Source organism: Paenarthrobacter sp. PPS72 (genome assembly GCF_048537125.1).
Taxonomy (GTDB): domain Bacteria; phylum Actinomycetota; class Actinomycetes; order Actinomycetales; family Micrococcaceae; genus Arthrobacter; species Arthrobacter nitroguajacolicus_E.
Genome location: NZ_JBLYIE010000021.1, coordinates 121,634 through 142,587, shown reverse-complemented (window position 1 = coordinate 142,587; position 20,954 = coordinate 121,634). Strand labels below are relative to the sequence as shown.

Annotated in this window: 20 protein-coding genes and 1 pseudogene; 9 read left to right on the top strand and 12 right to left on the bottom strand. The window is 63.5% G+C overall.

Going from position 1 to position 20,954, the window contains the following annotated elements; translation table 11 throughout:
• Window positions 1-7: 7 nt before the first annotated feature.
• The 3 genes and pseudogenes from ACLRGI_RS10890 to ACLRGI_RS10880 all read left to right on the top strand — a co-directional run bounded on the left by ACLRGI_RS10890 (window position 8) and on the right by ACLRGI_RS10880 (window position 1,624).
• Window positions 8-410, top strand: a pseudogene (locus ACLRGI_RS10890) (dihydrofolate reductase family protein).
• Window positions 411-652: 242 nt separating this feature from the next.
• Entirely contained in the window at window positions 653-1,117 is a 465-nt protein-coding gene (locus ACLRGI_RS10885; RefSeq protein ID WP_419201793.1) for a hypothetical protein, read from the top strand.
• A gap of 75 nt (window positions 1,118-1,192) precedes the next feature.
• Window positions 1,193-1,624 carry a LexA family protein gene (locus ACLRGI_RS10880; protein WP_419201673.1) on the top strand — a complete coding sequence of 144 codons (432 nt, stop codon included), beginning with the start codon at window positions 1,193-1,195 and terminating at the stop codon, window positions 1,622-1,624.
• Here the strand turns inward: ACLRGI_RS10880 and ACLRGI_RS10875 are convergent.
• On the bottom strand, window positions 1,615-2,637 hold the full coding sequence (locus tag ACLRGI_RS10875; RefSeq protein ID WP_419201672.1) for a LacI family DNA-binding transcriptional regulator: 1,023 nt from the start codon (window positions 2,635-2,637) through the stop codon (window positions 1,615-1,617). The two genes, ACLRGI_RS10880 and ACLRGI_RS10875, sit on opposite strands and share 10 nt — an antisense overlap.
• Before the next feature lie 135 nt (window positions 2,638-2,772).
• Here ACLRGI_RS10875 and ACLRGI_RS10870 point away from each other — a divergent pair, with 135 nt between their 5' ends.
• Window positions 2,773-4,239 (top strand): sugar porter family MFS transporter, encoded by a 1,467-nt coding sequence (locus ACLRGI_RS10870; protein ID WP_419201671.1) that lies wholly within the window; start codon window positions 2,773-2,775, stop codon window positions 4,237-4,239.
• A 129-nt stretch (window positions 4,240-4,368) separates the two neighbouring features.
• Here ACLRGI_RS10870 and ACLRGI_RS10865 read toward each other — a convergent pair whose 3' ends face one another.
• The 6 genes from ACLRGI_RS10865 to ACLRGI_RS10840 form a co-directional block, all read right to left on the bottom strand.
• On the bottom strand, window positions 4,369-4,785 hold the full coding sequence (locus ACLRGI_RS10865) for an arsenate-mycothiol transferase ArsC (protein ID WP_419201670.1): 417 nt from the start codon (window positions 4,783-4,785) through the stop codon (window positions 4,369-4,371).
• Window positions 4,785-5,024, bottom strand: coding sequence for a hypothetical protein (locus tag ACLRGI_RS10860; RefSeq protein ID WP_419201669.1), 240 nt, complete (start codon window positions 5,022-5,024; stop codon window positions 4,785-4,787). Before ACLRGI_RS10860 ends, ACLRGI_RS10865 begins: the two co-directional genes overlap by 1 nt.
• A 20-nt stretch (window positions 5,025-5,044) precedes the next feature.
• Window positions 5,045-6,430, bottom strand: a complete 1,386-nt coding sequence (locus ACLRGI_RS10855) for an FAD-dependent oxidoreductase (protein WP_419201668.1) — start codon at window positions 6,428-6,430, stop codon at window positions 5,045-5,047.
• A 181-nt stretch (window positions 6,431-6,611) separates the two neighbouring features.
• The gene (trxB, locus tag ACLRGI_RS10850; protein WP_419201667.1) at window positions 6,612-7,601 is read right to left on the bottom strand and encodes a thioredoxin-disulfide reductase; all 990 of its coding nucleotides are present in this window, start codon (window positions 7,599-7,601) and stop codon (window positions 6,612-6,614) included.
• Between the two features lie 34 nt (window positions 7,602-7,635).
• Window positions 7,636-8,058, bottom strand: a complete 423-nt coding sequence (locus ACLRGI_RS10845) for an arsenate reductase ArsC (protein ID WP_419201666.1) — start codon at window positions 8,056-8,058, stop codon at window positions 7,636-7,638.
• Between the two features lie 157 nt (window positions 8,059-8,215).
• The gene (locus ACLRGI_RS10840) at window positions 8,216-8,890 is read right to left on the bottom strand and encodes an arsenate reductase/protein-tyrosine-phosphatase family protein (protein ID WP_419201665.1); all 675 of its coding nucleotides are present in this window, start codon (window positions 8,888-8,890) and stop codon (window positions 8,216-8,218) included.
• Between the two features lie 45 nt (window positions 8,891-8,935).
• Here ACLRGI_RS10840 and ACLRGI_RS10835 point away from each other — a divergent pair, with 45 nt between their 5' ends.
• Genes ACLRGI_RS10835 through ACLRGI_RS10825 form a run of 3 tightly spaced genes read left to right on the top strand, consistent with a single transcriptional unit; the run spans window position 8,936 to window position 11,255 of the window.
• Window positions 8,936-9,676 (top strand): aquaporin, encoded by a 741-nt coding sequence (locus ACLRGI_RS10835; RefSeq protein ID WP_419201663.1) that lies wholly within the window; start codon window positions 8,936-8,938, stop codon window positions 9,674-9,676.
• A gap of 6 nt (window positions 9,677-9,682) precedes the next feature.
• Window positions 9,683-9,937, top strand: coding sequence for an ArsR family transcriptional regulator (locus ACLRGI_RS10830; RefSeq protein ID WP_419201784.1), 255 nt, complete (start codon window positions 9,683-9,685; stop codon window positions 9,935-9,937).
• Between the two features lie 19 nt (window positions 9,938-9,956).
• Window positions 9,957-11,255, top strand: coding sequence for a Y-family DNA polymerase (locus ACLRGI_RS10825; protein WP_419201662.1), 1,299 nt, complete (start codon window positions 9,957-9,959; stop codon window positions 11,253-11,255).
• Between the two features lie 13 nt (window positions 11,256-11,268).
• On the opposite strand, the gene ACLRGI_RS10820 is transcribed toward ACLRGI_RS10825, so the two are convergent.
• From ACLRGI_RS10820 to nirB, 3 genes are read right to left on the bottom strand one after another with little or no spacing between them, the layout of a single operon-like run.
• On the bottom strand, window positions 11,269-12,426 hold the full coding sequence (locus ACLRGI_RS10820; protein WP_419201661.1) for a uroporphyrinogen-III synthase: 1,158 nt from the start codon (window positions 12,424-12,426) through the stop codon (window positions 11,269-11,271).
• A 12-nt stretch (window positions 12,427-12,438) separates the two neighbouring features.
• Window positions 12,439-13,473 carry a uroporphyrinogen-III C-methyltransferase gene (cobA, locus tag ACLRGI_RS10815; RefSeq protein ID WP_419201660.1) on the bottom strand — a complete coding sequence of 345 codons (1,035 nt, stop codon included), beginning with the start codon at window positions 13,471-13,473 and terminating at the stop codon, window positions 12,439-12,441.
• 9 nt (window positions 13,474-13,482) lie between these two features.
• Complete coding sequence (gene nirB / locus ACLRGI_RS10810) at window positions 13,483-16,113, bottom strand: nitrite reductase large subunit NirB (protein ID WP_419201659.1); 2,631 nt, start codon at window positions 16,111-16,113, stop codon at window positions 13,483-13,485.
• A gap of 282 nt (window positions 16,114-16,395) precedes the next feature.
• On the opposite strand from nirB, the gene nirD reads away from it, so the two are divergent.
• Window positions 16,396-16,758 carry a nitrite reductase small subunit NirD gene (nirD, locus tag ACLRGI_RS10805; protein ID WP_419201658.1) on the top strand — a complete coding sequence of 121 codons (363 nt, stop codon included), beginning with the start codon at window positions 16,396-16,398 and terminating at the stop codon, window positions 16,756-16,758.
• A gap of 4 nt (window positions 16,759-16,762) precedes the next feature.
• On the opposite strand, the gene ACLRGI_RS10800 is transcribed toward nirD, so the two are convergent.
• Both ACLRGI_RS10800 and ACLRGI_RS10795 read right to left on the bottom strand, forming a co-directional pair.
• Window positions 16,763-18,508, bottom strand: a complete 1,746-nt coding sequence (locus ACLRGI_RS10800; RefSeq protein ID WP_419201657.1) for a phospho-sugar mutase — start codon at window positions 18,506-18,508, stop codon at window positions 16,763-16,765.
• 114 nt (window positions 18,509-18,622) lie between these two features.
• Complete coding sequence (locus tag ACLRGI_RS10795) at window positions 18,623-19,423, bottom strand: purine-nucleoside phosphorylase (RefSeq protein WP_419201655.1); 801 nt, start codon at window positions 19,421-19,423, stop codon at window positions 18,623-18,625.
• 121 nt (window positions 19,424-19,544) lie between these two features.
• Here ACLRGI_RS10795 and ACLRGI_RS10790 point away from each other — a divergent pair, with 121 nt between their 5' ends.
• Window positions 19,545-20,954, top strand: a complete 1,410-nt coding sequence (locus tag ACLRGI_RS10790) for an NAD(P)H-quinone dehydrogenase (protein WP_419201653.1) — start codon at window positions 19,545-19,547, stop codon at window positions 20,952-20,954.

Sequence of the window (20,954 nt, the reverse complement as noted above, 5' to 3'; positions counted from 1 at the left end):
TGGGCGCATGAGCCAAGTCACCCGTGATCTGACGGTTTCCCTGGATGCATTTGTCGCCGGCCCCAACCAGCGCTTGGACAAACCGCTGGGCGACGGCGGAGAGCTCCTGCACAGATGGATGTTCGAAGACCGGGAGGCCAATGCGCCTGAGATTGAGGGGATCCTTGCCGCGGGTGCCTTCATCATGGGGCGCAACATGTTTGCCGGGCCTGGCCATTGCCGGGGGAGCGCAGACGGCACGCCAGTATCTTTCAGCCGGGCTCATGGACGAGTTGCGGCTCCACATTTCACCCTTGATCCTCGGTGCTGGCGAACGATTGTTTGACGGCGTGGAGAACCTGACGCTCCAGCAGGCCGAGGCGCGCGGGACCGGCTTGGTCACGCATGTGCGGTATCGGGTGATTCGCTGATTAGTGAAACCTTCCGGCCGTTCGCGGACATTACAGGGCATGGGAAATGATGAAGCCGGCGAAGGCGGGCTGTGGGAGAAGAGCCTCCAAGGCGAGGGAGCGGCCTTCGGGTTGCTGTTCGATCGCCACCGAGACAGGGTTTTCCGTCATGCGTACCGGCTCGCCGGGCAGAGGCAGGATGCCGAGGACATCATGTCGGCGGCGTTCCTTGAATTCTCAAAATCGGCGAGGCGGGAGGCGGCGTGGATTGCGGGAGTGCCGATCTGCTGTCAAGTCCCTATACGACGCGCGGCATCAACGCGCTGCTGCCCGGCCAGGAAAGCCTCACCATCAGCACCGGCTCGATCACCCGCTGGCAGATCACGGTGAAGTACGTGAACCAGGAGACAACGGACTGGGGCGTCAACGAGGACGGTAAGTCCTACGGCATGGAAAACGAGAAGGGAGCGCCGGACTTGGTTGCAGTGCTGGCGACCAATGGTGCCCGTGGCTATGTGTACAGGACTGATGAAGAGGAGGCGAACGGGACCGCAGCGTCGAGAACCTTCAGGAGCCCGGCGGACGCTTTGGCCTGGCAGGAGGCACGCGGTAACAGGCCTGTGGTCATCCCCGTGTACGACGTCAACGGGAATAACGTGATTGGGGAATTCGTCATCGGCGGTGGTAGCGGGCACATGGTGGAGGTGTCAGGCGAAGTCCCTCGGTGAGGAATGGAGTCACAACAATGTCCGACTTCCGCTGTACACTGAATCATCGAACATATATTCGAATAAAGGTGTGTTGTGGGCGTGATAGTCGGCCCCCGCGTGATAGATGCGGGCTTTTCCCTTATGTCGGTACTGCTGGCGCCTCTCCCGGTGGCGGCGGGATATCCTTCGCCTGCGCAGGACTATTTCGACGGCCGGATCGATCTCAACGAGCATCTGATCAAGGACGTCACCAGCACCTTCGTGGTGAGGGTGACCGGCCAGTCCATGGAGGGCGCCGGTATCAGCGACGGCGACGAGTTGATCGTCAACCGGGCGCTGGAGCCCAAGGATGGCTCCATTGTCGTGGCCGTCCTTGATGGCGAGCTGACCATCAAAAGGCTGCGGGTCACGCAATCGGGCGTTGTCCTGCAGGCTGACAATCCCCGGTACCCGGACATTCGCGTCCCGGCGTTGTCCGAGCTGACCATTTGGGGCGTCGCCACCACGTGCCTGCATCACATCTGAGTGATTCCAGCCGGCGGGGCTGTCGAGTTTCGCATCACCAATTGCGGTGTGAGGCGCCTGTCGGCGGCGGGCCCTGCGGGTTTGCCGAGGCGTTCCAAGGCAACGGTTCCCGCAATCCGGCCGAGTTCAAGGGCGTGGAGGTCAACGGATGTGAGGTCGATGCCGTGGAGTCCGGAGGTCCGGGAATTGTCGTATCCCACCAGGGAAAGCTCGGACGGCACCGAAAAGCCTTTGGCATACGCAGCTTCGCGGGCCCCCAGGGCGAGCTGGTCGTTGTGGGTGAAGATTGCCGTTGGCCGGTCGGTCATGCCAAGCAGTTCGGCGGCTGCCCGCTGCCCGGCGTCCTGCGTGAAGTCCCGGGCCTCCAGTATCAGCGGCTTCAGGCCGGCGTCGCGCATGGTTTGTGCGTAAGTCCGCCTGCGGAGCGTGTGGCCGTCGTAGACGGGACCTGCCAAGTGGGCGATCCTCGTGTGACCCAGCCCGATGAGATGTTCGGTGGCCGCCCGGGCGCCTGCGGCGTCGTCTGCATAGACACTGTCCACGCCCTCCACTGGGCGGGTCACGCTGACCAGCGGAACAATCTTGGCCAATTCATGGACCCGTTCGTCCGAATCCAGCAAGGTGGCGGCGATGACGATTCCCACTCGCGCCTCAATCAGCGATTCCAAAGCTCCTTGGTCCTCGCCGTCAACGGACCGCGCGACGCTCAGGATCAACCTGTTGCCGCCTTGGGGCAGCGCGGTGCGGACGCCGCTGAGAATATCGGCGTAGACCTCATTGCGGATGTCCATCAGATAGAGCCCGACGGCGGACCGATGCTTTCGCGCGAGATCGGCCGCTACTGCGTTGGGTCGGTAGCCCAGACGCTTTGCTGCATCGAAGATTGCCTGTTTGGTTTCCTCGCTGACGCCCGGCGCGCCGCGGAAGGCAAAGGAAACGAGGGTTCGGGAGACGCCGACTTCCTTGGCAACGTCGCTTTGGGTGGCCGAACGATGGCGGTTGTCGATAACCATGCCCTCATCCTCCCATGGCGGAAAGTTATGAAAAGAAGGATTTGTTAGTTTGACCTTACATTTAAGCCTTTCGCGCGTTAGTCTGTATTCAGAGCGGGTGGATATGACCCGCGCCACACTGACAAAGGAGTCTTGATGTCTGCTACGCAAACGCAGCGGGGAGCTGCCGATGGCGTTTCGCTCCCGCCGCTGACCAATGGCCCGCACAGGAAGCGACTCGGCCTGGTCGCCTTGGTAGCTACCTTCGGCGGTCTCCTCTTCGGCTACGATACCGGCGTCATCAACGGCGCACTGCGGCCAATGACGGTGGACCTCGGCCTCACGCCGTTAACAGAAGGTATCGTCACCAGCTCTCTGCTCTTCGGTGCGGCGGCCGGAGCGGTTGGCGGCGGCCGGCTTTCCGATTCCTGGGGCCGCCGGAAGACAATCATCTTGCTCGCGGTGCTGTTCCTGGCCGGAACGCTTGCCTGCGTCTTCGCGCCGAGCTTTGAAGTCATGGTCCTGGGGCGCGTCATTCTCGGCCTGGCCGTTGGTGGAGCCTCTACTGTGGTCCCAGTGTTCCTCGCCGAGTTGGCGCCCTACGAAATCCGCGGCTCGCTGGCGGGGCGAAATGAACTCATGATCGTCATCGGGCAGCTCGCGGCCTTCGTGGTCAACGCCATCATTGGCAATGTCTGGGGCGAATTCGGGGGAGTGTGGCGGATCATGCTCGCCGTCGCTGCCCTGCCTGCCATCGCTTTGTTCTTCGGCATGCTGCGCATGCCCGAGTCGCCGCGTTGGCTCATCTCGAAGGGACGCTGGGAAGAGGCCTTGGTGGTCCTGAAGACCATCCGATCCGTAGAGCGGGCCGAAGCTGAAATGGCCGACGTAAAGCACCTTGCCGACGAGGAACGGGCCTCCAAATCCACCTCGTGGGGCGCGCTGAAGGACAAGTGGATCCTGCGCATTATCCTGGTAGGCATTGGCTTGGGTGTTGCCCAGCAGCTGACCGGCATCAACTCCATCATGTACTACGGGCAGTCGGTGCTGGTGGAAGCCGGATTTGACTCCAATGCTGCCCTCATTGCCAACATTGCCCCCGGTGTGATCGCGGTGGTCGGTGGCGTGATTGCCTTGACCCTCATGCAGCGGGTCAACCGGCGCACCACTTTGCTCCTCGGTTTCACCCTGACCACTCTCTGCCATTTCCTCATCGGCATCGCCTCGATCGTCCTTCCTGTCGGTAACGCTGCCCGCCCATTCGTCATCCTCTTCCTGGTGGTGGCGTTCGTGGGCTCCATGCAGACCTTCCTGAACATCGCCGTGTGGGTGATGCTGTCCGAGATCTTCCCGCTGCATGTTCGCGGCTTCGCCATCGGCTTGTCCGTATTCTGCCTCTGGATTGCCAACGCCCTCCTGGGCCTCTTCTTCCCCACGCTGGTGGCCGGCGTCGGAATCACCGGAACGTTCTTCCTCTTTGGGGTCGTTGGAATTTTGGCCCTCATCTTCATCTACACGCAGGTTCCCGAAACCCGCGGACGCACACTGGAGGCGCTCGAAGAAGACGTGACCACCGGAGCCATCTACCTGGTGCATAAGAAGGAGCCGGCAGGTACTTCTTAGATCTGCACGCTGTTGGCATCCCGTTCGCCGGACTTTTCCAGGGTCCGGCGGGCGGGATTAGTCGTGACTCGTACTTCGTGACGTTACGGTCCGCGGCGCGGTTCGGCGCGCCAGGATGCGCCTTACGGGTTACTTCGCCGGGAGTTGCTTGTAGAGGGCTTGGACGCGGGTCTTGATGTCGTCGCGGACCAGGCGCATCCGTTCCATGCCTTCGATACCGCGTTCGGAAGGCTCGTCGGTTTCCCAGATTTCGAAGCGCTTGCCGGCCGGTGGGTCGAGTTTGGCTTCCGTTCCGAGGACGATGACGACGTCGACGGTGTTGAGGACATCGTCGGTGACCGGTTTGGGGTATTCGCCGGTGACGTCGATGCCCAACTCCGTCAGCGAGTCAACGGCTTGGCTATTCAAGGACTCAACCGGTTTCGTGCCGGCTGAGTAGACAGTGACGTCATCCCCGGCCAGGTCACGCATGAGGCCTGCGGCGAGCTGGGATTTGCCGCCGTTCTTGCTGCAGACGAACAGGACTGCGGGGTGTTCTGAGGTCATTAAAGTGCTGCTTCTTTCGTGAGGGAGGCGACCAGGTTCTTCACGCGGTCGTGGATCTCATCGCGGATTTCACGGACGACGTCGGAGGCGCGGACGACGTCGACGGTGAGCAGGGCCGTGGCCATTTGGGACCGGCCTGCGTTCCGCACGCAGACGAACAACACTTCCGGGACTTCGGAGGCCAGGGAGCCCTTGGACTTGGCCAGGGCGTGGAGCCTGTCGTTGGCGAAGTGCTCCAATGATTGGTTTGGTGACTGGCTTAGTTGCTGGTGCCGGATCGGCCGTGCGCGAGACCGGTCGGGAAGCCGACGAATGCCGGTTCCGGTGCGGCGCAGCACCCCGGCTCAGGCTCCTGCGACGCGGTGGTAGCTGCGGTGGGAACGTCGCAGCTGGTGCCGGCGTCGGCAGAGCAGACCCCGGTTTCGGGCAGTTCAAGGTGGACAGTGTCCGCCGATGCCTGGTCCCCGGCGAGGGCTGCGTCGACGGAACGGACTTGCTCGTAGCCGGTAGCGAGCAGGAAGGTCGGGGCCCGGCCGTAGGATTTCATTCCGACGATGTAGAAGTCTTTTTCGGGGTGGGCCAGAACCTTCGCGCCATGCGCCGGGACGGTCCCGCAGGAGTGGAATTCGGGGTCAATCAGCGGGCCGAGTTCGGTGGGGGCTTCAACGGCAGGGTCCAGGTTCAGGCGCAGTTCGCGCAGGATCTCCAGGTCCGGGCGAAAGCCGGTGCACGGGACGATGACGTCCGCCTCGATGGTGCGCCCATCGGCGGCTTCGACACTCACGTGCGAGTCCAGGTTTTTCAGGGCTGCGATGCCGAAGCTGGTGTGCAGTTCGATGGTCTCGGCTTCGACCAGGCGCCGGAGTCGGGAACCGAGTTGGCCCCGCGCCGGGAGCCCGTCAGCGTCGCCTCCGCCGTAGACCTTTTCGGCTGAGTTGCCGCGGACGGCCCAGAGGATGCGGGTGTCGGGCTCGTCTTTTGCCAGGTCGGCGAGGTTGATCAGGGTGTTCGCTGCAGAGTGACCGGCCCCGACGACCAGGACGCGGCGGCCGGCGAAGGCGGCGCGGTCGAGGCCAACAACGTCGGGCAGGGGCGAGGAAATCCGGTCAGTCGCCGCGGTCTCGCCAATGGCAGGCAGACCGGAAGTTCCCAGCGGGTTGCGGGCGGACCAAGTGCCCGAAGCGTCGATGACGGCAGCCACCGTGTGGTCCCGTGTTTCGCCGCCGTCGTGCTCTACTCGGACAACGAAGGGGGTAGTGTCGCGGTCACGGACGTGGGTCTTGTCCATGCCCTGCCGGGTGACGGCGATGACGCGGGCGCCGGTCTGGAGCCGGGATGCGATCTGCGGGGTCGTGGCCAGCGGGGTGAGGTAGTTATCGATCAGTTCGCCGCCGTAGGGCAGTGCGGTGGGGCGGGGTGATTCCCAGCCGGTGGGTTCGAGCAGGCGGACGGCTGCGTCGTCGAGGTTGAACCGCCAGGGGGAGAACAGCCGGATGTGGCGCCATTGTTCGATGGCGGCGCCGGCAGTGGGGCCGGCTTCGAAGATGACCGGTTCGAGGCCGCGTTCAAGAAGGTGTGCTGCGGTGGCGAGTCCTACCGGGCCTGCGCCGATCACTGCGATGGGAAGGTTCTTCACTGAATCCATGCTGTCCTCTTGTTTCATCCGTTGGTGTGGCGGTTCGAATCGGGTGCCTGCCGGTCCTTGTGGGGCCGGCAGGCAGGGGCGTTGCTGTTCAGCAGCAGTCCGGATCGTCCTCGTCGCAGCAGCCCGTGTCGGTGCAGCATCCGGTGTCCATGCAGCTCACCCCCCTCCCCGTTTCGAGTGGTTAGGCGTGGGTTGGTTCTTCCACCAAGGCTGTGGCGATGCTGTCGGCATCTTCCAGCGCGGCAAGGAAGCGTTCGGCGTCCAGCGCGGCCGCGCAGCCGGTTCCGGCAGCGGTGATGGCCTGGCGGTAGCGGTGGTCCACGGCGTCCCCACAGGCGAAAACGCCGGAGAGGTTGGTGACCGTGGTGGGTGAGTCGACCTTGATGTAGCCCTCGTCGTCCAGATCAACCTGCCCGGCGACCAGCTCGGTGCGGGGAAGGTGGCCGATGGCCACGAAGATGCCGGCGGCGGCCTGTTCACGGGTTTCACCGGTGCGGGTGTCGGTCAGGGTAACGCCGGTGACTTTGCTGTCGCCGTGGATCTTGGTGATGGCGGAGTTCCAAGCGAAGCTGATCTTGGGGTTGTCCTTGGCGCGCTGGGCCATGATCCGTGAGGCACGCAGTTCGTCCTTGCGCACAACGACGGTGACGGTTTTAGCGAAGCGGGTCAGGAACGTAGCTTCCTCCATTGCGGAGTCCCCGCCGCCGACGACGATGATGTCCTGTTCACGGAAGAAGAAGCCGTCGCAGGTGGCGCACCAGGACACTCCGTGGCCGCTGAGTTTCTTCTCTTCCGGCAGGCCCAGTTCCTTGTAGGCCGAGCCGGTCGCGAGGATGACCGCCGGTGCCTCGTGGGTCTCGCCAGCGCCGGTGACCACGCGCTTGAGGTGACCCTTCAGGTTCACCTCGGTGACGTCGTCGAACACGATCCGGGCGCCGAACTTTTCGGCTTGTTCCTGGAGCCCGTCCATCAATTCCGGGCCTTGGATGCCACCGGGGAAGCCGGGGAAATTCTCCACCTCGGTGGTGTTCATCAGCGCGCCGCCGGCCGTGACCGAGCCGGCCACGACCAGCGGGTTCAGGCCTGCCCGGGCAGCGTAAATGGCCGCTGTGTATCCGGCGGGGCCGGAGCCGATGATGATCAGTTGCTCGGTCTGGACGTCGGTGCTCACGAAGGTTGCTCCTGGTGGTTGAAGTGGGTGGGTTTTATTTGGCGGCAGGGACGAGGGAGACGATCAGGCCCTCAATGCGGGTCTTGATTTCATCGCGGATCGGGCGGACGGCCTCGACGCCTTGGCCTGCGGGGTCTTCCAGGACCCAGTCTTCGTAGCGCTTGCCCGGGAAGTACGGGCATTCGTCGCCGCAGCCCATGGTGATCACGACGTCGGATTCCTTCACGGCCTCGGTGGTGAGGATTTTCGGGATTTCAGCGGACATGTCGATGCCCAGTTCAGCCATGGCTTCAACGGCGGCCGGATTGACCTGGTCGGCGGGCTGGGAGCCGGCGGAGCGGACTTCGATCTCACCCTTGCCAAGGGTGGTCAGGAACGCGGCGGCCATCTGGGAACGTCCGGCGTTGTGGACGCAGACGAACAGTACGGAAGGCTTCTTGGTGGTCTCGGTGCTCACGGGTTTCTCTCCTGGAATTGTTGTGTGAACGGGTAGGTGGGTTTGAAGCGGTGCGCCCGAGAAGGAAGCTCTCCGAAACGAACATTGATGATGATCGATATAGAGAGTATCGGACGATAGATTGATGAATGTCAATATTGGAGCAGAGGCGAAGTGGTTAGGCGGCGGTGATGCGGGGCGCGAGGTCGTGGATGCGGCGGGTGATGTCATCAAACGCTTGGTCGAAGGCGGCCGCAGTGTCCAGGCGGAGGGGATCCGGCACGGACCAGTGGATTCCACCCAGCCCGGTCAGTTCTTCGTGGGCGTTGTCGCAGACGGTCACAACCAGGTCAGCCCCGTCCGCAACCTCTCCCAGGGTGCGTGGGGCAATGTCCGGCAGCTCCAGGCCATGGCGTCGGGCGGTCTCGATGGCTCCGCGGGCGATGCGGTTAGCGGGGTGCGTTCCGGCCGAGGCCGCGGGGATGTCGCTGACCCGCTGCCAAAGAGCGGTGGCCAGTTGGGAGCGGGCACTGTTGCGGGTGCAGACGAACAGGACGCGGGCTGCCGCATGTACCGCCCCTGGGGCGAGTCCTTCCAGGGCGCCGGCGGCGAGGCGGAGGTAGCTGCGGCGCTTGTCGGCTTCGGAGCGGTGGCGGGTTGCCAGTCCGGCTTCCTCAAGCGTACGGAGGTGATGGGAGAGCAGGTTCGCCGGCATGCCCAGTTCGGCCTGCAGCTCGGACGGCGAGAAGTCACCCAGTGTCAGCAGGTCCATGATGCGAAGGCGTGCCGGATCGGCAAGGGCTGCGTGCTTGGCTACTCGTGCCTGGAATGTGCCAGCTGCTTCAATATTCATTGATTCAATTTTGACTGAGTTAATTCTTTGCGTCAAGCTGTTGGCATGACTTCACACCAGCCGCCCCTGTGGCGCCGTGCCCTTGCCGAATTCCTCGGCACTGCTTTGCTCGTTGCCATCGTCGTCGGCTCGGGGATCGCTGCAGCCCAGCTCTCGCCTAATGACGTGGGTCTGCAGTTGCTGCAAAACAGCACGGCCACGGTGCTCGGGCTGACGGTATTGATCCTTGTGTTCGGGCCGGTCAGCGGCGCCCACTTCAACCCCGTGGTGTCCCTGGCTGACTGGTTCCTTGGGCGCCGCAGCGGGTCCGGCCTATCCTTATCGGAGCTCGGCTTGTACATGCTGGCCCAGATCACCGGCGCCATCGGCGGCAGCGTGCTCGCCAATGCGATGTTCGAAGTCGGCACTTCCATCTCCACCAAAGAGCGGGCGACGGCGGGCCATCTGCTGGCCGAGGTGGTAGCGACCGCTGGTCTGGTCCTGCTGATCTTCTCCCTTGCAGCCACCAAACGCGGCGCCTTGGCCGCCCCCGCCGTAGGTGCCTATATCGGGGCTGCGTACTGGTTCACGTCCTCGACGTCGTTCGCGAACCCGGCCGTGACCATCGGTCGCATCTTCAGCGACACCTTCGCCGGGATCGCGCCCGGTTCCGTCGCGCCGTTCATTGCCGCCCAGCTCCTCGGCGCCGCTGTCGGAGGGGGACTCCTGCTCCTGCTCTTCCCGCATGTCGGCAGGGCCGCCGACGACGTCATCATTCCTCATCCCGCCGAAGAAGCCAAGAAGTAGGCCCTACTGCTGGACCTCGGCCAACCCATCGTCTCCCATCACCTGAAGATCCTGGTCGAGGCCGGTCTGTTGCACCGCGAAAAGCGCGGCACCCGGGCGTACTACTCGCTCGTCCCGGGAGCCTGGACGACGTCGCTGGAATCCTCGCAGCCCAATGACTCGGGTGTTTTCTTGTCGGTGGCTGACGGTACACTAAAGGTATTCGAATATATGTTCGAATACGCGGCGTGTCCTGGACGGGAATGGCGGCCCGCGTGCTAGTGACGAGCCAAGGAGTGGAATGTCCAAGCCAGCGCTCATGCACCGGATGCAGGAGATCGCCCACGTGGATATCAACTGCTTTTATGCGTCGGCGGAACGTGCGTTCAATCCAGCGTTGGAGGGTAAACCGCTGATCGTCCTGTCCAACAACGACGGCTGCGCCGTGACCAGGTCGCCGGAGGCCAAAAAGCTGGGGATCGGACTAGGGGAGCCGTGGTTCAAGCTTGCTCCGCGGGCCAAGGAATGGGGGCTCATCGCGCTCTCAAGCAACTATGAACTGTACGGAGACATCAGCTCGCGTGTCATGGAGCTCCTGGCCCGGTACTCAGCGTGGCAGGAGGTGTACTCCATTGACGAAGCGTTCCTGGGTGTAAAAGGGAAACCTGAAGACCTGCTCGAGCTCGGGCGCACCATCAAGGCGGCCTGCCAGCGGCATGTCGGGGTTCCGGTCTGCGTAGGGATCGCGCGGACCAAGACCCTCGCCAAGCTGGCAAATAAGTGGGCCAAGCATAATCCCGCCTTCAACGGTGTCTGCCGTTGGGACTCCATCCCGGAGGCCCAACGGGAAGCCCTCATGGCGCGGCTCTCCGTGATCGAAATCTGGGGCGTGGCAACCAGGCTAACGAAACGCCTGAATGCGATGGGCATTTTCTCGATCCTGGACCTGGTCCGCGCCGACCCTGTGGCGTTGCGGGACAAGTTCTCCATCGTCATGATGCGTACGGTCCTTGAACTGCAAGGAACGCCCTGCATTCCCATGGAGGAGGAACGGATCGGGCGGGACCAACTGATCTTCTCCCGGTCCTTCTCTACACCAATCACCTCAGCGGCCGAGCTGCGGCAGGTACTCAGTGTCTACGGCCAGATGGCCAGTGCCAGGCTGGCCAAACACCATCTCCAAGCCAAGCTTCTCACTGCTTTCGCCGCGACCTCGGTCTACAACCCGACTGACAAATCATTCCCCACTGTCAACGTCAAACTGCCCATGCCCACGTCTGATCCCGTATTGCTGACCAAAGCAGCGCACGCACTGGTTCCAAAGATCCAGGAAGGCGTGAAATACGCCAAAGCCGGGATTATGGTCACGGACCTTTGCCCCAGCGGCAACCAGAAACCCCTGGAAATCTTCGAGAACCGGCATGAGGAACGGGGCACCGGGCCCCTGCTGGAGCAAGTCAGCAAACGGTATGGCCGGGGCTCCATCGGTTTAGGTCATGCCGGCATCAAAGGTGGCCCGGACTGGTCCATGAAACGCGACATGCTCAGCCCCCGGTACACCACCAACTGGGACGAGCTTCCCCTGGTGAAGGCGGCCTAGCGTGTCAGAGAGCCTATGCCCTCAAGCGGTAACCTCGCTTCACCACGGTTTCCACGAGCTTGCCGTCAGGAAGGGAAGACCTCAGGCGGCTCACCGTCATGTCCAGTGCGTGGACGGAACCGCGCAAGTCCAAAAGGTCGGAGAGGGCTTCCCTGGAAAGGACGGCCCCACCCGCGCCGAGCAGCGCCCGCAGCAGGAGCAGGGGAGCCGGTGCCAGGTCCACCACCTCACCGTTGATCCGCAAGCAGCGCCCGCGGAGCTCGATGGTGGCGCTCTTGGTTTCCAAACGCCGCACGTGGTTCAGGGAAAGGTGTTCGGTAACCAGCCGGATGAGCGCACCCATGCGGTAGCGGTCCGGGATCAAAGGGGTGAGCCCGGCATCCACCAGCGGTTGCGCTGTGACAGGCCCAACGGCTGCCACAGTTACCGGACCCTTCAGAGCCTCGATGAGCTGACGGTAGAGGCCCATTTCGTGCGCAGTGCTCCACATCGCGTCCACGGCCGGGGCGCTGGTGAACGTCAACACATCGAGATTGCCGCTGACCACGGCTTCAATCAGGCGCGGCAATTTGTCCTCGCCGTCGGGCTTCACCCAGCGATAAGGAGTCACAGTCAGGACAGTGGCCCCGGACATGCGGAGCCGTTCCAGTTGCCGGACGTCTGTGTAGCCATGCAGCTGCACAGCTACGGTCTTACCGCGCACGCCCTCGGCCAGAAGCATGTCCACCAGCGTGGCCGTGGTTTCGTCACTGCTGATTCCGACGTCGGCAAGACCGGCCGCACGGACGGCGCCGCGGGCTTTGGGACCACGGACGAACATGCGGCAGCCGGACAACGTTTCCAGCAGTTGCTCGCCGATGCCAAAGGAATCGGCGGCCTCACACCACCGGCGCATGCCGTAGGCGGTGGTGGCGATGCAGATGTCCGGCTTGGCGGAGATGATGGTGCGGGTGTCCTCGATGAGGACCATGTCCTCCTGCACAGGGGCGATCTTCAAAGCCGGGGCGTGCAACACGCTGGCACCGCGGCGCTCCAGTGCCTCAATGAGGTCGCGGGAGCGGCGGTGCGAGGTCACGCCAATGCGGAATCCATCCAGTGGCGCTTCCACGGCTTCGGTAACTTCCGGAGCGGCAGTGGCGTCCTGGACTTCGATGGCACGTGCAACAGTCATGTGTTCTTACCTTCAGGCTTCAAGGAGCGAAGCCGCGAGTCGGCTCAGTTCAGCGGATGCTTCGGCATGATTCCGGTTGGCTTCAGCAACCCGGACCACCTCGCCGATGACCAACACGGCCGGGTTGCTGCAGCCGGTGGCTGCCGTTTCGATGGTACCGAGGTCAGCGATGGTGGTGCGCTGGCCCGGACGGTACCCACGTTCCACCACGGCCATTGGCATGTCCGGGTTCATTCCCGCGCGGCGGAGGCCGGCCGCCAGCTGGGGCAGGGTACCGATGCCCATGAGGACTACGATCGTCCCACCCAGTCCGGCAAGGTGGGTGTGTTCCTTCTCAGTCAGAGGCGCATGGCCGGACACCACGGTGAACATGTGGCTGACCTCGCGGTGCGTTACCGGGATTCCGGCGGCAGCAGGAACGGAGATGGCGCTGGTGACACCGGAGATGACCTTCACCGGGACGCCGGCAGCAACACAGGCCGCCACTTCTTCGCCGCCACGGCCGAACACGTAGGGATCGCCGCCCTTGAGCCGGACAACATTCTTGCCCAGCAGCGCAGCTTCCACCATGAGTTTCTCGATGTCACGCTGCGTCACTTTGTGGAGTCCCGGCTGCTTGCCAACATCCACCAGTTCGGCGGACGTCAGCTCGGCGAGCTCCTGGTAGGGAGCCAGCCGATCATAAAACACGACGTCGGCATCGCGGAGGGCGTCCATGGCACCCACCGTGAGGAGGTCCAAGGCTCCCGGGCCTCCACCCACCAAGGTGACCTGGCCTTCGGTGCCGGGTGCAGGCTCAAAAGCAACGGGAATTCCGGCCTCGCGGCAGCGTTCCACCAGCGGCAGCCAACCGGTCTCGCCGTCGTCCACTACCGCTACCAGGAACGGGCGCTCGGGAAGTTGACCGTCGCCCGCTGCACCTTCCGGGGCGCTGAGCCGGTACACGTTGGCGCCCGCGCGCTGGTAACGGCGAACCGCTTGGCGGGCGGACCTCTCAGATCCTGTGACAAGGACGTCGCGGCCGGTGAGATCAATGGTGAGCTGCATGGTGAACACCTAGTTTTCTACGCCGACGGTTTCGCTGCGGACCGGAATGGTGGAAGCGATAAGCACACCGCCCTTTTCCTCATTGGTGGCCGGACGGATCTGGCCACGCTCCGGAACGAAGGAAATGGATTCGTCCTTCTGGTTGGGAGCGTTGACAAACGAACGGAAACGGCGGAGGCGCTCCGGGTCCTTCAAAGTCTCGGCCCACTCGTCCTCGTAGGTGTCGATGTGCTTGGCCATGGCGGCTTCAAGCTCTTCGGCAATGCCAAGGGAGTCATTGACCACAACTTCCTCGACGTGTTTGATGCCGCCGTCGAGCTCTTCCTGCCAGCGCGCCGTGCGCTGCAGGCGGTCTGCAGTGCGGATGTAGTACATGAGGTAGCGGTCGATGTACTTGAGCAGGGTTTCGTCGTCCAGGTCCTTGGCCAACAGCTGGGCGTGCGCCGGGGTGGCGCCACCGTTGCCGCCAACGTAGAGGTTCCAACCGTCGGCCGTGGCAATCACGCCCACGTCCTTGCCCCGGGCTTCAGCGCATTCACGGGCGCAGCCGGAGACACCCATTTTCAGCTTGTGCGGGCTGCGAAGACCCCGGTAGCGCAACTCCAAGGCGATGGCCATGGCCACCGAGTCCTGCACACCGAACCGGCACCACGTGGAACCAACGCAGGACTTCACGGTGCGCAGGCTCTTGCCGTAGGCCTGCCCGGATTCGAAGCCGGCGTCCACCAGTTCCTTCCAGATCTCGGGCAGTTGCTCCAGGCGAGCACCGAACATATCGATGCGCTGGCCGCCGGTGATCTTGGTGTAAAGGTTGTACTTCTCAGCGACGGCCGCAATGACCCCCAGGCCCTTGGGCGTGATCTCGCCACCGGCGATGCGGGGGACTACCGAATACGTGCCGTCCTTCTGCATGTTCGCCAAAGCGCGGTCGTTGGTGTCCTGCAGCGCACCGCGCCCGGCGTCAAGAACGTAGGCGGAGTGCTGGCTTGCCAGGATGGAAGCAATGGTCGGCTTGCAGATATCGCAACCGGCGCCGGTACCGTACTTGGCCATGATGTCCTCGAAGGACGTGAGCTCCAGGACGCGGATGGCGTCGAAGAGTTCCTGCCGGGAGAGGCTGATGTGCTCGCACAGTGCCTTGGAGACCTCAATTCCGGACTTCTTCAGTTCGCCTTCAAGGAGCTTCTTGAGCATGGGAACGCAGGAACCACACTGGGTGCCGGCCCGGGTGCAACCCTTCAGCTCGCCAAGTTCCTGCACGGGAGCGTTGCCCTCGCAGGCACCGCAGCCGTTGATGGTGTCACGAATCGTTCCGGCGGCCACGTTATTGCAGGAGCACAGGATGGCGTCGTCCGGAAGTTCGGTCTCAGGAGCCTCGCCACCACCGGCAGCGCTCAGGTAAGCGCCCGGTTCGGCGGACAACTCGCGGCCCAGGAGCGGGCGGAGGCTCATGTACGGGGAAGCATCGCCCACGAAGATGCCGCCCAGGAGGGTCTTGGCATCATCGGTGGTGACAATCTTCTGGTAGACACCACGAGCGGGGTCAGCGTAGACGATCTCCAGGGAGTGCTCGGTGCGGGCGAACGCGTCACCGAAGCTGGCCACGTCAACGCCGGACAACTTAAGTTTTGTAGCGGTGTCAAAGCCCGGGAACGTTGCTTCGCCACCGTGCAGGCGGTCGGCAACGATCTCGGCCATGGTGTTGGCAGGAGCCACAAGACCAAGGCACATGCCTCCGAAGTTGGCCACTTCACCGATGGCCCAGATGCCATCCACTTCAGTGGCACAGAAGTCATTGATGACAACGCCGCCTCGCTGGCCCAGGCTGAACAGCTGCTCTTCGCCTTCTGCCGCGCGGAAGAGGTCGTCGCGCGGCTTGACGCCGATAGCCACGATCACGAGATCCGCGTCTATGGTGCGGCCGTCCGCCATCAAGACGCCGGTGACGTTGCCGTCGTCGTCCGTCACTACCTCGGAAGGGAAGACTCCACCGTGTACTTCGAAGCCCTTGGCTTCGATCAAACGGCCAAGGGCCTGGCCGGCACCTTCATCCAGCTGGGTGTTCATCAGCCACGGGGCGCCGTTGATCACGATAGGAGTAGCGCCCAACTGCTCGGTGCCAGCAGCGGACTCAAGTCCAAGCAAGCCGCCACCAATGGTGACCGCGTTGACCTTGCGGCCGAGCTTTTCGCGCAGCTCGGCGATGGTCTTGTTGATGGCCCAAACGTCTTCCAGGGTGCGGTAGACGTGTGTGTGCTCGGAACCAGGAATGGGGAGACGTGCCGCGTCCGAACCCGAAGCCACCACCAGATGGTCGTATTCGTATTTGTTGCCGGCGGCTGTGAGGACGCTCTTGGCAACGGAATCGATCTTGATGGCGCGCTCGCCGGTGATCAAGGTCAGGGCCTCGTGGTCCCACATGGACGCATCACCCAAGGTGAGGTCCACGTCGGTTTCCGTGAGGGCCTTGCTCAGCGCAACGCGGTCGTAGGGGAGGTGTGCCTCTTCGGTCAGCACCGTAACCTGCCAACCTTCAAGTCCGCGATTGAACATGGCGTCGGCGAAACGGTGGGCAGCGGGGCCGCCGCCGACCACGACGATGCGGCGCGGGTTCTCAGTACTTGAAGTGTGTCCGGTCACTGGTGGGCCTTTCGCAGTTGTTGCAAGCGGATCTGCCGCAACTTGTGGTTCCAGCCTAGGGACGGGCAGTTTCGCTTCAGTTTCCCCTTTGTTTCGTGATCTTAACTTCTGCATCACGAACGCATTTCCGGGGGTGTGAGGTCTCTTTTACGCGCTCGACACAAACGCGGACAACGGATGAAACACCCGGGTCCTAGCTTGGAGGAGTGGCCGCAAGTGTGGCCCGGTTCGGGGAAGTGACGGTGGAAATGCCAGCACCCGGACACAGTGAGAGGGGCTGAAATGACCGTAATTCTGGACCGCGCCGAGGACCTGACCGCTACCGCCACCTGGCACCGTGTTTGCCCGGTGGACGAACTCGAACTGGCGTGGGGCGAGGCTGCGCTGATCGCCGGACGTCAGGTTGCGCTGTTCCGCACAGCGCCCACCGAGGTTTTCGCTGTGGCGCAACAGGACCCCGCCACCCTGGCCAATGTCATGGCCCGCGGAATCATTGGATCCCGTGGAAGCCGGCCGACCATCGCTTCGCCCCTGCACAAAGAGGTTTACGACCTCGAAACCGGTGAATGCTTCACCAACCCCGAACTCAAGCTTGACGCGTTTGCCACCCGTTTGGTGGATGGCTTCGTCGAGGTCGAACTCTAGGGTCCTAGAGGCCCAACGCTTCGCGGACGTCCCTGAGGACATCGTCCAGGGACGTCCTTGCTGCCTGGCGTGCCGCGGGAAGTTCCGCCGCGGATTCCACAGCCTGGATGACTTCCAGGTAGCACTTGAGCTTGGGCTCGGTGCCACTGGGCCGGATGATGACGCGGCTTTGGTCCCGGGTCAGGTACAGCAGGCCGTCCGTGGGAGGCAAGGTTTCGCTTCCTTCCGCGAGATCGGTTGAAACCTCGACGGCGGATCCTCCGAACGCTTCCGGCGGGTTGACCCGCAAGCGGTTCATCATGGCATCGAGTAGTCCCAAATCGGCTACCCGGATACTGAGTTGGTCGCTGGCGTGCAGTCCGTGCACCAGATACAAGTCATCCAAGGTGTCGAAGATCGTCTTGCCCTCGGCTTTGGCCGTTGCAGCGAGTTCCGCGATCAGGACAGCCGCTGAGATGCCGTCCTTGTCGCGCACCAGCTCAGGCGCCACGCAGTACCCCAAGGCTTCCTCGTACCCGTAGGTCAGGCCGGGGACCCTCGAAATCCATTTGAAGCCCGTGAGTGTTTCCTCGTGGACGTACCCTGCTGCCGCCGCGATTTGTGAGAGCAACCGGGAGGACACGATCGAGTTGGCGAAGACGCCGGTCCGGGGCTCATCATCGGCGCCGGCAGCCCTACGCGCAACTACGTGCGCACCAAGAAGCGCACCTACTTCGTCGCCCCGGAGCATTCGCCAGCCTCCCGTGGCAGGATCCAAGGCAGCCACCGCAGCCCGGTCCGCGTCGGGATCATTGGCCAAAACGATGTCCGCGCCCGAGTCCGCGGCAGCCGCCAAGGCCAGGTCCAGCGCACCGGGCTCTTCCGGGTTGGGGAACGCGACGGTGGGGAAATCAGGATCCGGCTCGGCCTGTTCGGCTACGAGCGTGACATCGGTGAAACCGGCGGCGTTCAATACCGAGACAGCCGTCTCTCCGCCCACACCGTGCATGGGCGTCAGGACGATCTTGAGGTCGCGGGCCGGGAAATGCTGCCGATCCACCAACCCCGCCATGGCGGCTTGATACTCCGCGGCGATGGACGCGGGAAGCACAGTCCAGCCGTTGTCTGCGAGCTTGATTGAGCCAAGCGTGCCTACGGCCTCAATTTTCGCGGCAATCTGTGCGTCGTACGGCGCAACAATCTGCGAACCACGCCCGCTTTCAGACACGGCATGCCGTCCGAGATAGACCTTGTAACCATTGTCCTGCGGCGGGTTGTGGCTCGCTGTGACCATCACGCCGCCGTCGCAATCCAGTGACCGGACCGCGTAGGCGAGCAACGGCGTGGGAAGTGCTGCGGGCATCAGGAAGGTTTCAATGCCTGCTGCCGTAAAGATCGCCGCGGTTTCCTGTGCGAAGATGTCCGAGTTGTAGCGGGCATCGAAGCCCACGACGGCGCGCGGCCGGGTCCCCGGCGCGGCTGCGGCTACGGTTTCATTAAGGAAGGCCGCAAGGCCTGCCGCTGCCCGGCGGACGACCACGCGGTTCATCCGGTTCGGGCCCGGGCCGAGCGCTGCGCGGAGCCCGGCTGTGCCGAATTGCAGGGTGCCGTTGAAGCTGTCGCCCAGTTCCTGCGCTGCGCCCGCATCACCGCCGCTGGCGAGTTCGGCCAGCTCCGTCAGGGCAGCCGACGTCGTCGGGTCCGGGTCCTGGGAAGCCCACTGGCGGGCGTCGGTGAGCAGCTGGTCAAAGGCGGCATCGCGGGATGTCATAGGGACAAAACTATCCTCATTGGGCGCTTCGCGGGCAATGAGGAGCGAGATCCCGCCCGTATGAGTGGTTGTAAAAGGTGAGATCTCGCTCCTCGGCGGAGCCCCACGACGAAACTAGAGCTTGGCGATGATCTCCGCCAGAAGCTTGGAGATCCGCTGGCCCGCCGCATGTCCGGCTTCGAGGACTTCCGCGTGGCTCAAAGGAACCGGGCTGATTCCGGCCGCGAGGTTGGTGACCAGGGAGATGCCGAAAACCTCCATCCCGGCGTGGCGGCCGGCGATGGCTTCCAGCGCGGTGGACATGCCCACCAAATCTGCGCCGATCCGCTTGGCGTATTGAACCTCTGCCGGCGTCTCGTAGTGCGGGCCTGTGAACTGCGCATACACACCCTCTTGCAGGGACGAATCAACCTCCCTGGCGAGGTCGCGGATGCGGGAGGAGTAGAGGTCCGTGAGGTCAACGAAGGTGGCGCCCTCAAGCGGTGAGGTTGCGGTGAGGTTGATGTGGTCGCTGATCAGCACCGGAGTTCCCGGGGTCCAGTCCTCATTGAGCCCGCCACAACCGTTGGTGAGCACCAGCGTCTTGCAACCTGCAGCTGCGGCAGTGCGTACGCCATGGACAACAGACCGCACGCCGCGACCTTCGTAGTAATGGGTCCGGGCGCCCAGGACCAGGGCGCGCTTGCCTTCCTTGGTGAGGACCGAACGGATGGTGCCAACGTGGCCCACCACCGCCGGTTTGTGGAAGCCGGGAACCTCGGAAGCGTTCAGGGTGGCAGTGGTTTCGCCGATCAGGTCCGCGGCTTCCGCCCAGCCGGATCCGAGAACCAGGGCTACATCGTGTGACTCGACGCCGGTCTCCGCGGCGATGAAGTCTGCGGCGGCCTTCGCGGCCTCAAAAGGGTCAGTGTTCATCAGCTCAGTGTTACTCACTGGTACAAGCTACCCCGCGGCGAGGGGACTTTGGTAGGGACCGGTGCGGAGTGAGGTTCGGCTGGGTGGCAACCGGCGTGGCAATGAGCGAGAATTGAGGATTGTGACCACCCAAGTTGACTTCAGTGCCCCCCGTATCGCGATCCTGGGAGGTGGTCCCGGCGGATATGAAGCTGCCATGGTGGCCGCCTCGCTCGGCGCGCACGTCACCATCGTTGAGCGGGCAGGCCTCGGCGGCTCAGCCGTGCTGACCGACGTCGTGCCTTCCAAAACCCTTATTGCCACCGCCGACCTCATGACGCGCGTCGGCGAGGCGGACGAACTCGGAGTGAAGTTCGACGGCGACGGAACAGCATCCAAGCCTCGTGCCGACCTCAAGCACATCAATGATCGCGTCCTTACCCTGGCGCATGGCCAATCCGATGACATCCGTGCCGGACTCGAGCGCCTGGGCGTTGAGATCGTCGTTGGTTCGGGCAAGCTGCTGGACAACAACACCATTGAGGTCCTCACCCTCGAAGGAACCCGAACCATTGACGCCGATGCCATCCTGCTGGCCGTTGGTGCGCACCCGCGTGAACTTCCTACGGCCAAGCCTGACGGCGAACGCATCCTCAACTGGGCCCAGATCTACAACCTGGACGAGCTTCCGGAGGAACTGATCGTTGTGGGTTCGGGCGTCACCGGGGCGGAGTTCGCCTCCGCCTACAACGGCCTCGGCTCCAAGGTCACCCTGATCTCCAGCCGTGACCAGGTCCTCCCGGGCGAGGACACCGACGCCGCCAAGCTGCTGGAGGGCGTCTTCGAGCGTCGCGGCGTCACCGTCCTCTCCAAGTCCCGCGCCAACGCCGTGGAGCGAACGGACGACGGCGTGAAGGTCACCTTGGGCGACGGATCGGTCGTGACAGGTACGCACTGCCTTGTGTGTGTTGGTTCCATCCCCAACACCGCCGGTGTTGGCCTTGAGGAAGCCGGTGTGACCCTCACGGAGTCCGGGCACATTAAGGTGGACGGCGTTTCCCGCACCACCGCCCCCAACATTTACGCTGCCGGTGACTGCACGGGTGTCTTCGCCCTGGCATCCGTCGCAGCCATGCAGGGCCGCATCGCGATCGCGCACTTCATGGGCGACGGCGTCAAGCCGCTCAAGCTCAACCAAGTGGCGTCCAACATCTTTACCTCTCCGGAGATCGCCTCCGTAGGTGTTTCCGAGGCCGACCTTGCCTCGGGTAAGTACCAAGGTGACGTTGTGATGTTGTCCCTGCTCAGCAACGCCCGCGCCAAAATGCGCAACACCAAGGACGGCTTCGTCAAGATCATCGCCCGCAAGGGATCCGGCACCGTAATTGGTGGCGTGGTGGTTGGGCCGAACGCGTCTGAGCTCATCTTCCCGATCTCCGTCGCGGTGACACAGAAGCTTCACGTTGATGACGTGGCCAGTGCTTTCACGGTGTACCCGTCACTGACCGGCTCCATCTCAGAGGCTGCGCGGCGCCTGCACGTGCACATGTAG

Bases quoted from the DNA above. Each gene is read 5' to 3' on its own strand.
- ACLRGI_RS10875 (WP_419201672.1), bottom strand. From the start codon at position 2,637: ATGGTTATCGACAACCGCCATCGTTCGGCCACCCAAAGCGACGTTGCC.
- ACLRGI_RS10870 (WP_419201671.1), top strand. From the start codon at position 2,773: ATGTCTGCTACGCAAACGCAGCGGGGAGCTGCCGATGGCGTTTCGCTC.
- ACLRGI_RS10865 (WP_419201670.1), bottom strand. From the start codon at position 4,785: ATGACCTCAGAACACCCCGCAGTCCTGTTCGTCTGCAGCAAGAACGGC.
- ACLRGI_RS10855 (WP_419201668.1), bottom strand. From the start codon at position 6,430: ATGGATTCAGTGAAGAACCTTCCCATCGCAGTGATCGGCGCAGGCCCG.
- ACLRGI_RS10840 (WP_419201665.1), bottom strand. From the start codon at position 8,890: ATGAATATTGAAGCAGCTGGCACATTCCAGGCACGAGTAGCCAAGCAC.
- ACLRGI_RS10835 (WP_419201663.1), top strand. From the start codon at position 8,936: ATGACTTCACACCAGCCGCCCCTGTGGCGCCGTGCCCTTGCCGAATTC.
- ACLRGI_RS10825 (WP_419201662.1), top strand. From the start codon at position 9,957: ATGTCCAAGCCAGCGCTCATGCACCGGATGCAGGAGATCGCCCACGTG.
- ACLRGI_RS10820 (WP_419201661.1), bottom strand. From the start codon at position 12,426: ATGACTGTTGCACGTGCCATCGAAGTCCAGGACGCCACTGCCGCTCCG.
- cobA (WP_419201660.1), bottom strand. From the start codon at position 13,473: ATGCAGCTCACCATTGATCTCACCGGCCGCGACGTCCTTGTCACAGGA.
- nirD (WP_419201658.1), top strand. From the start codon at position 16,396: ATGACCGTAATTCTGGACCGCGCCGAGGACCTGACCGCTACCGCCACC.
- ACLRGI_RS10800 (WP_419201657.1), bottom strand. From the start codon at position 18,508: ATGACATCCCGCGATGCCGCCTTTGACCAGCTGCTCACCGACGCCCGC.
- ACLRGI_RS10795 (WP_419201655.1), bottom strand. From the start codon at position 19,423: ATGAACACTGACCCTTTTGAGGCCGCGAAGGCCGCCGCAGACTTCATC.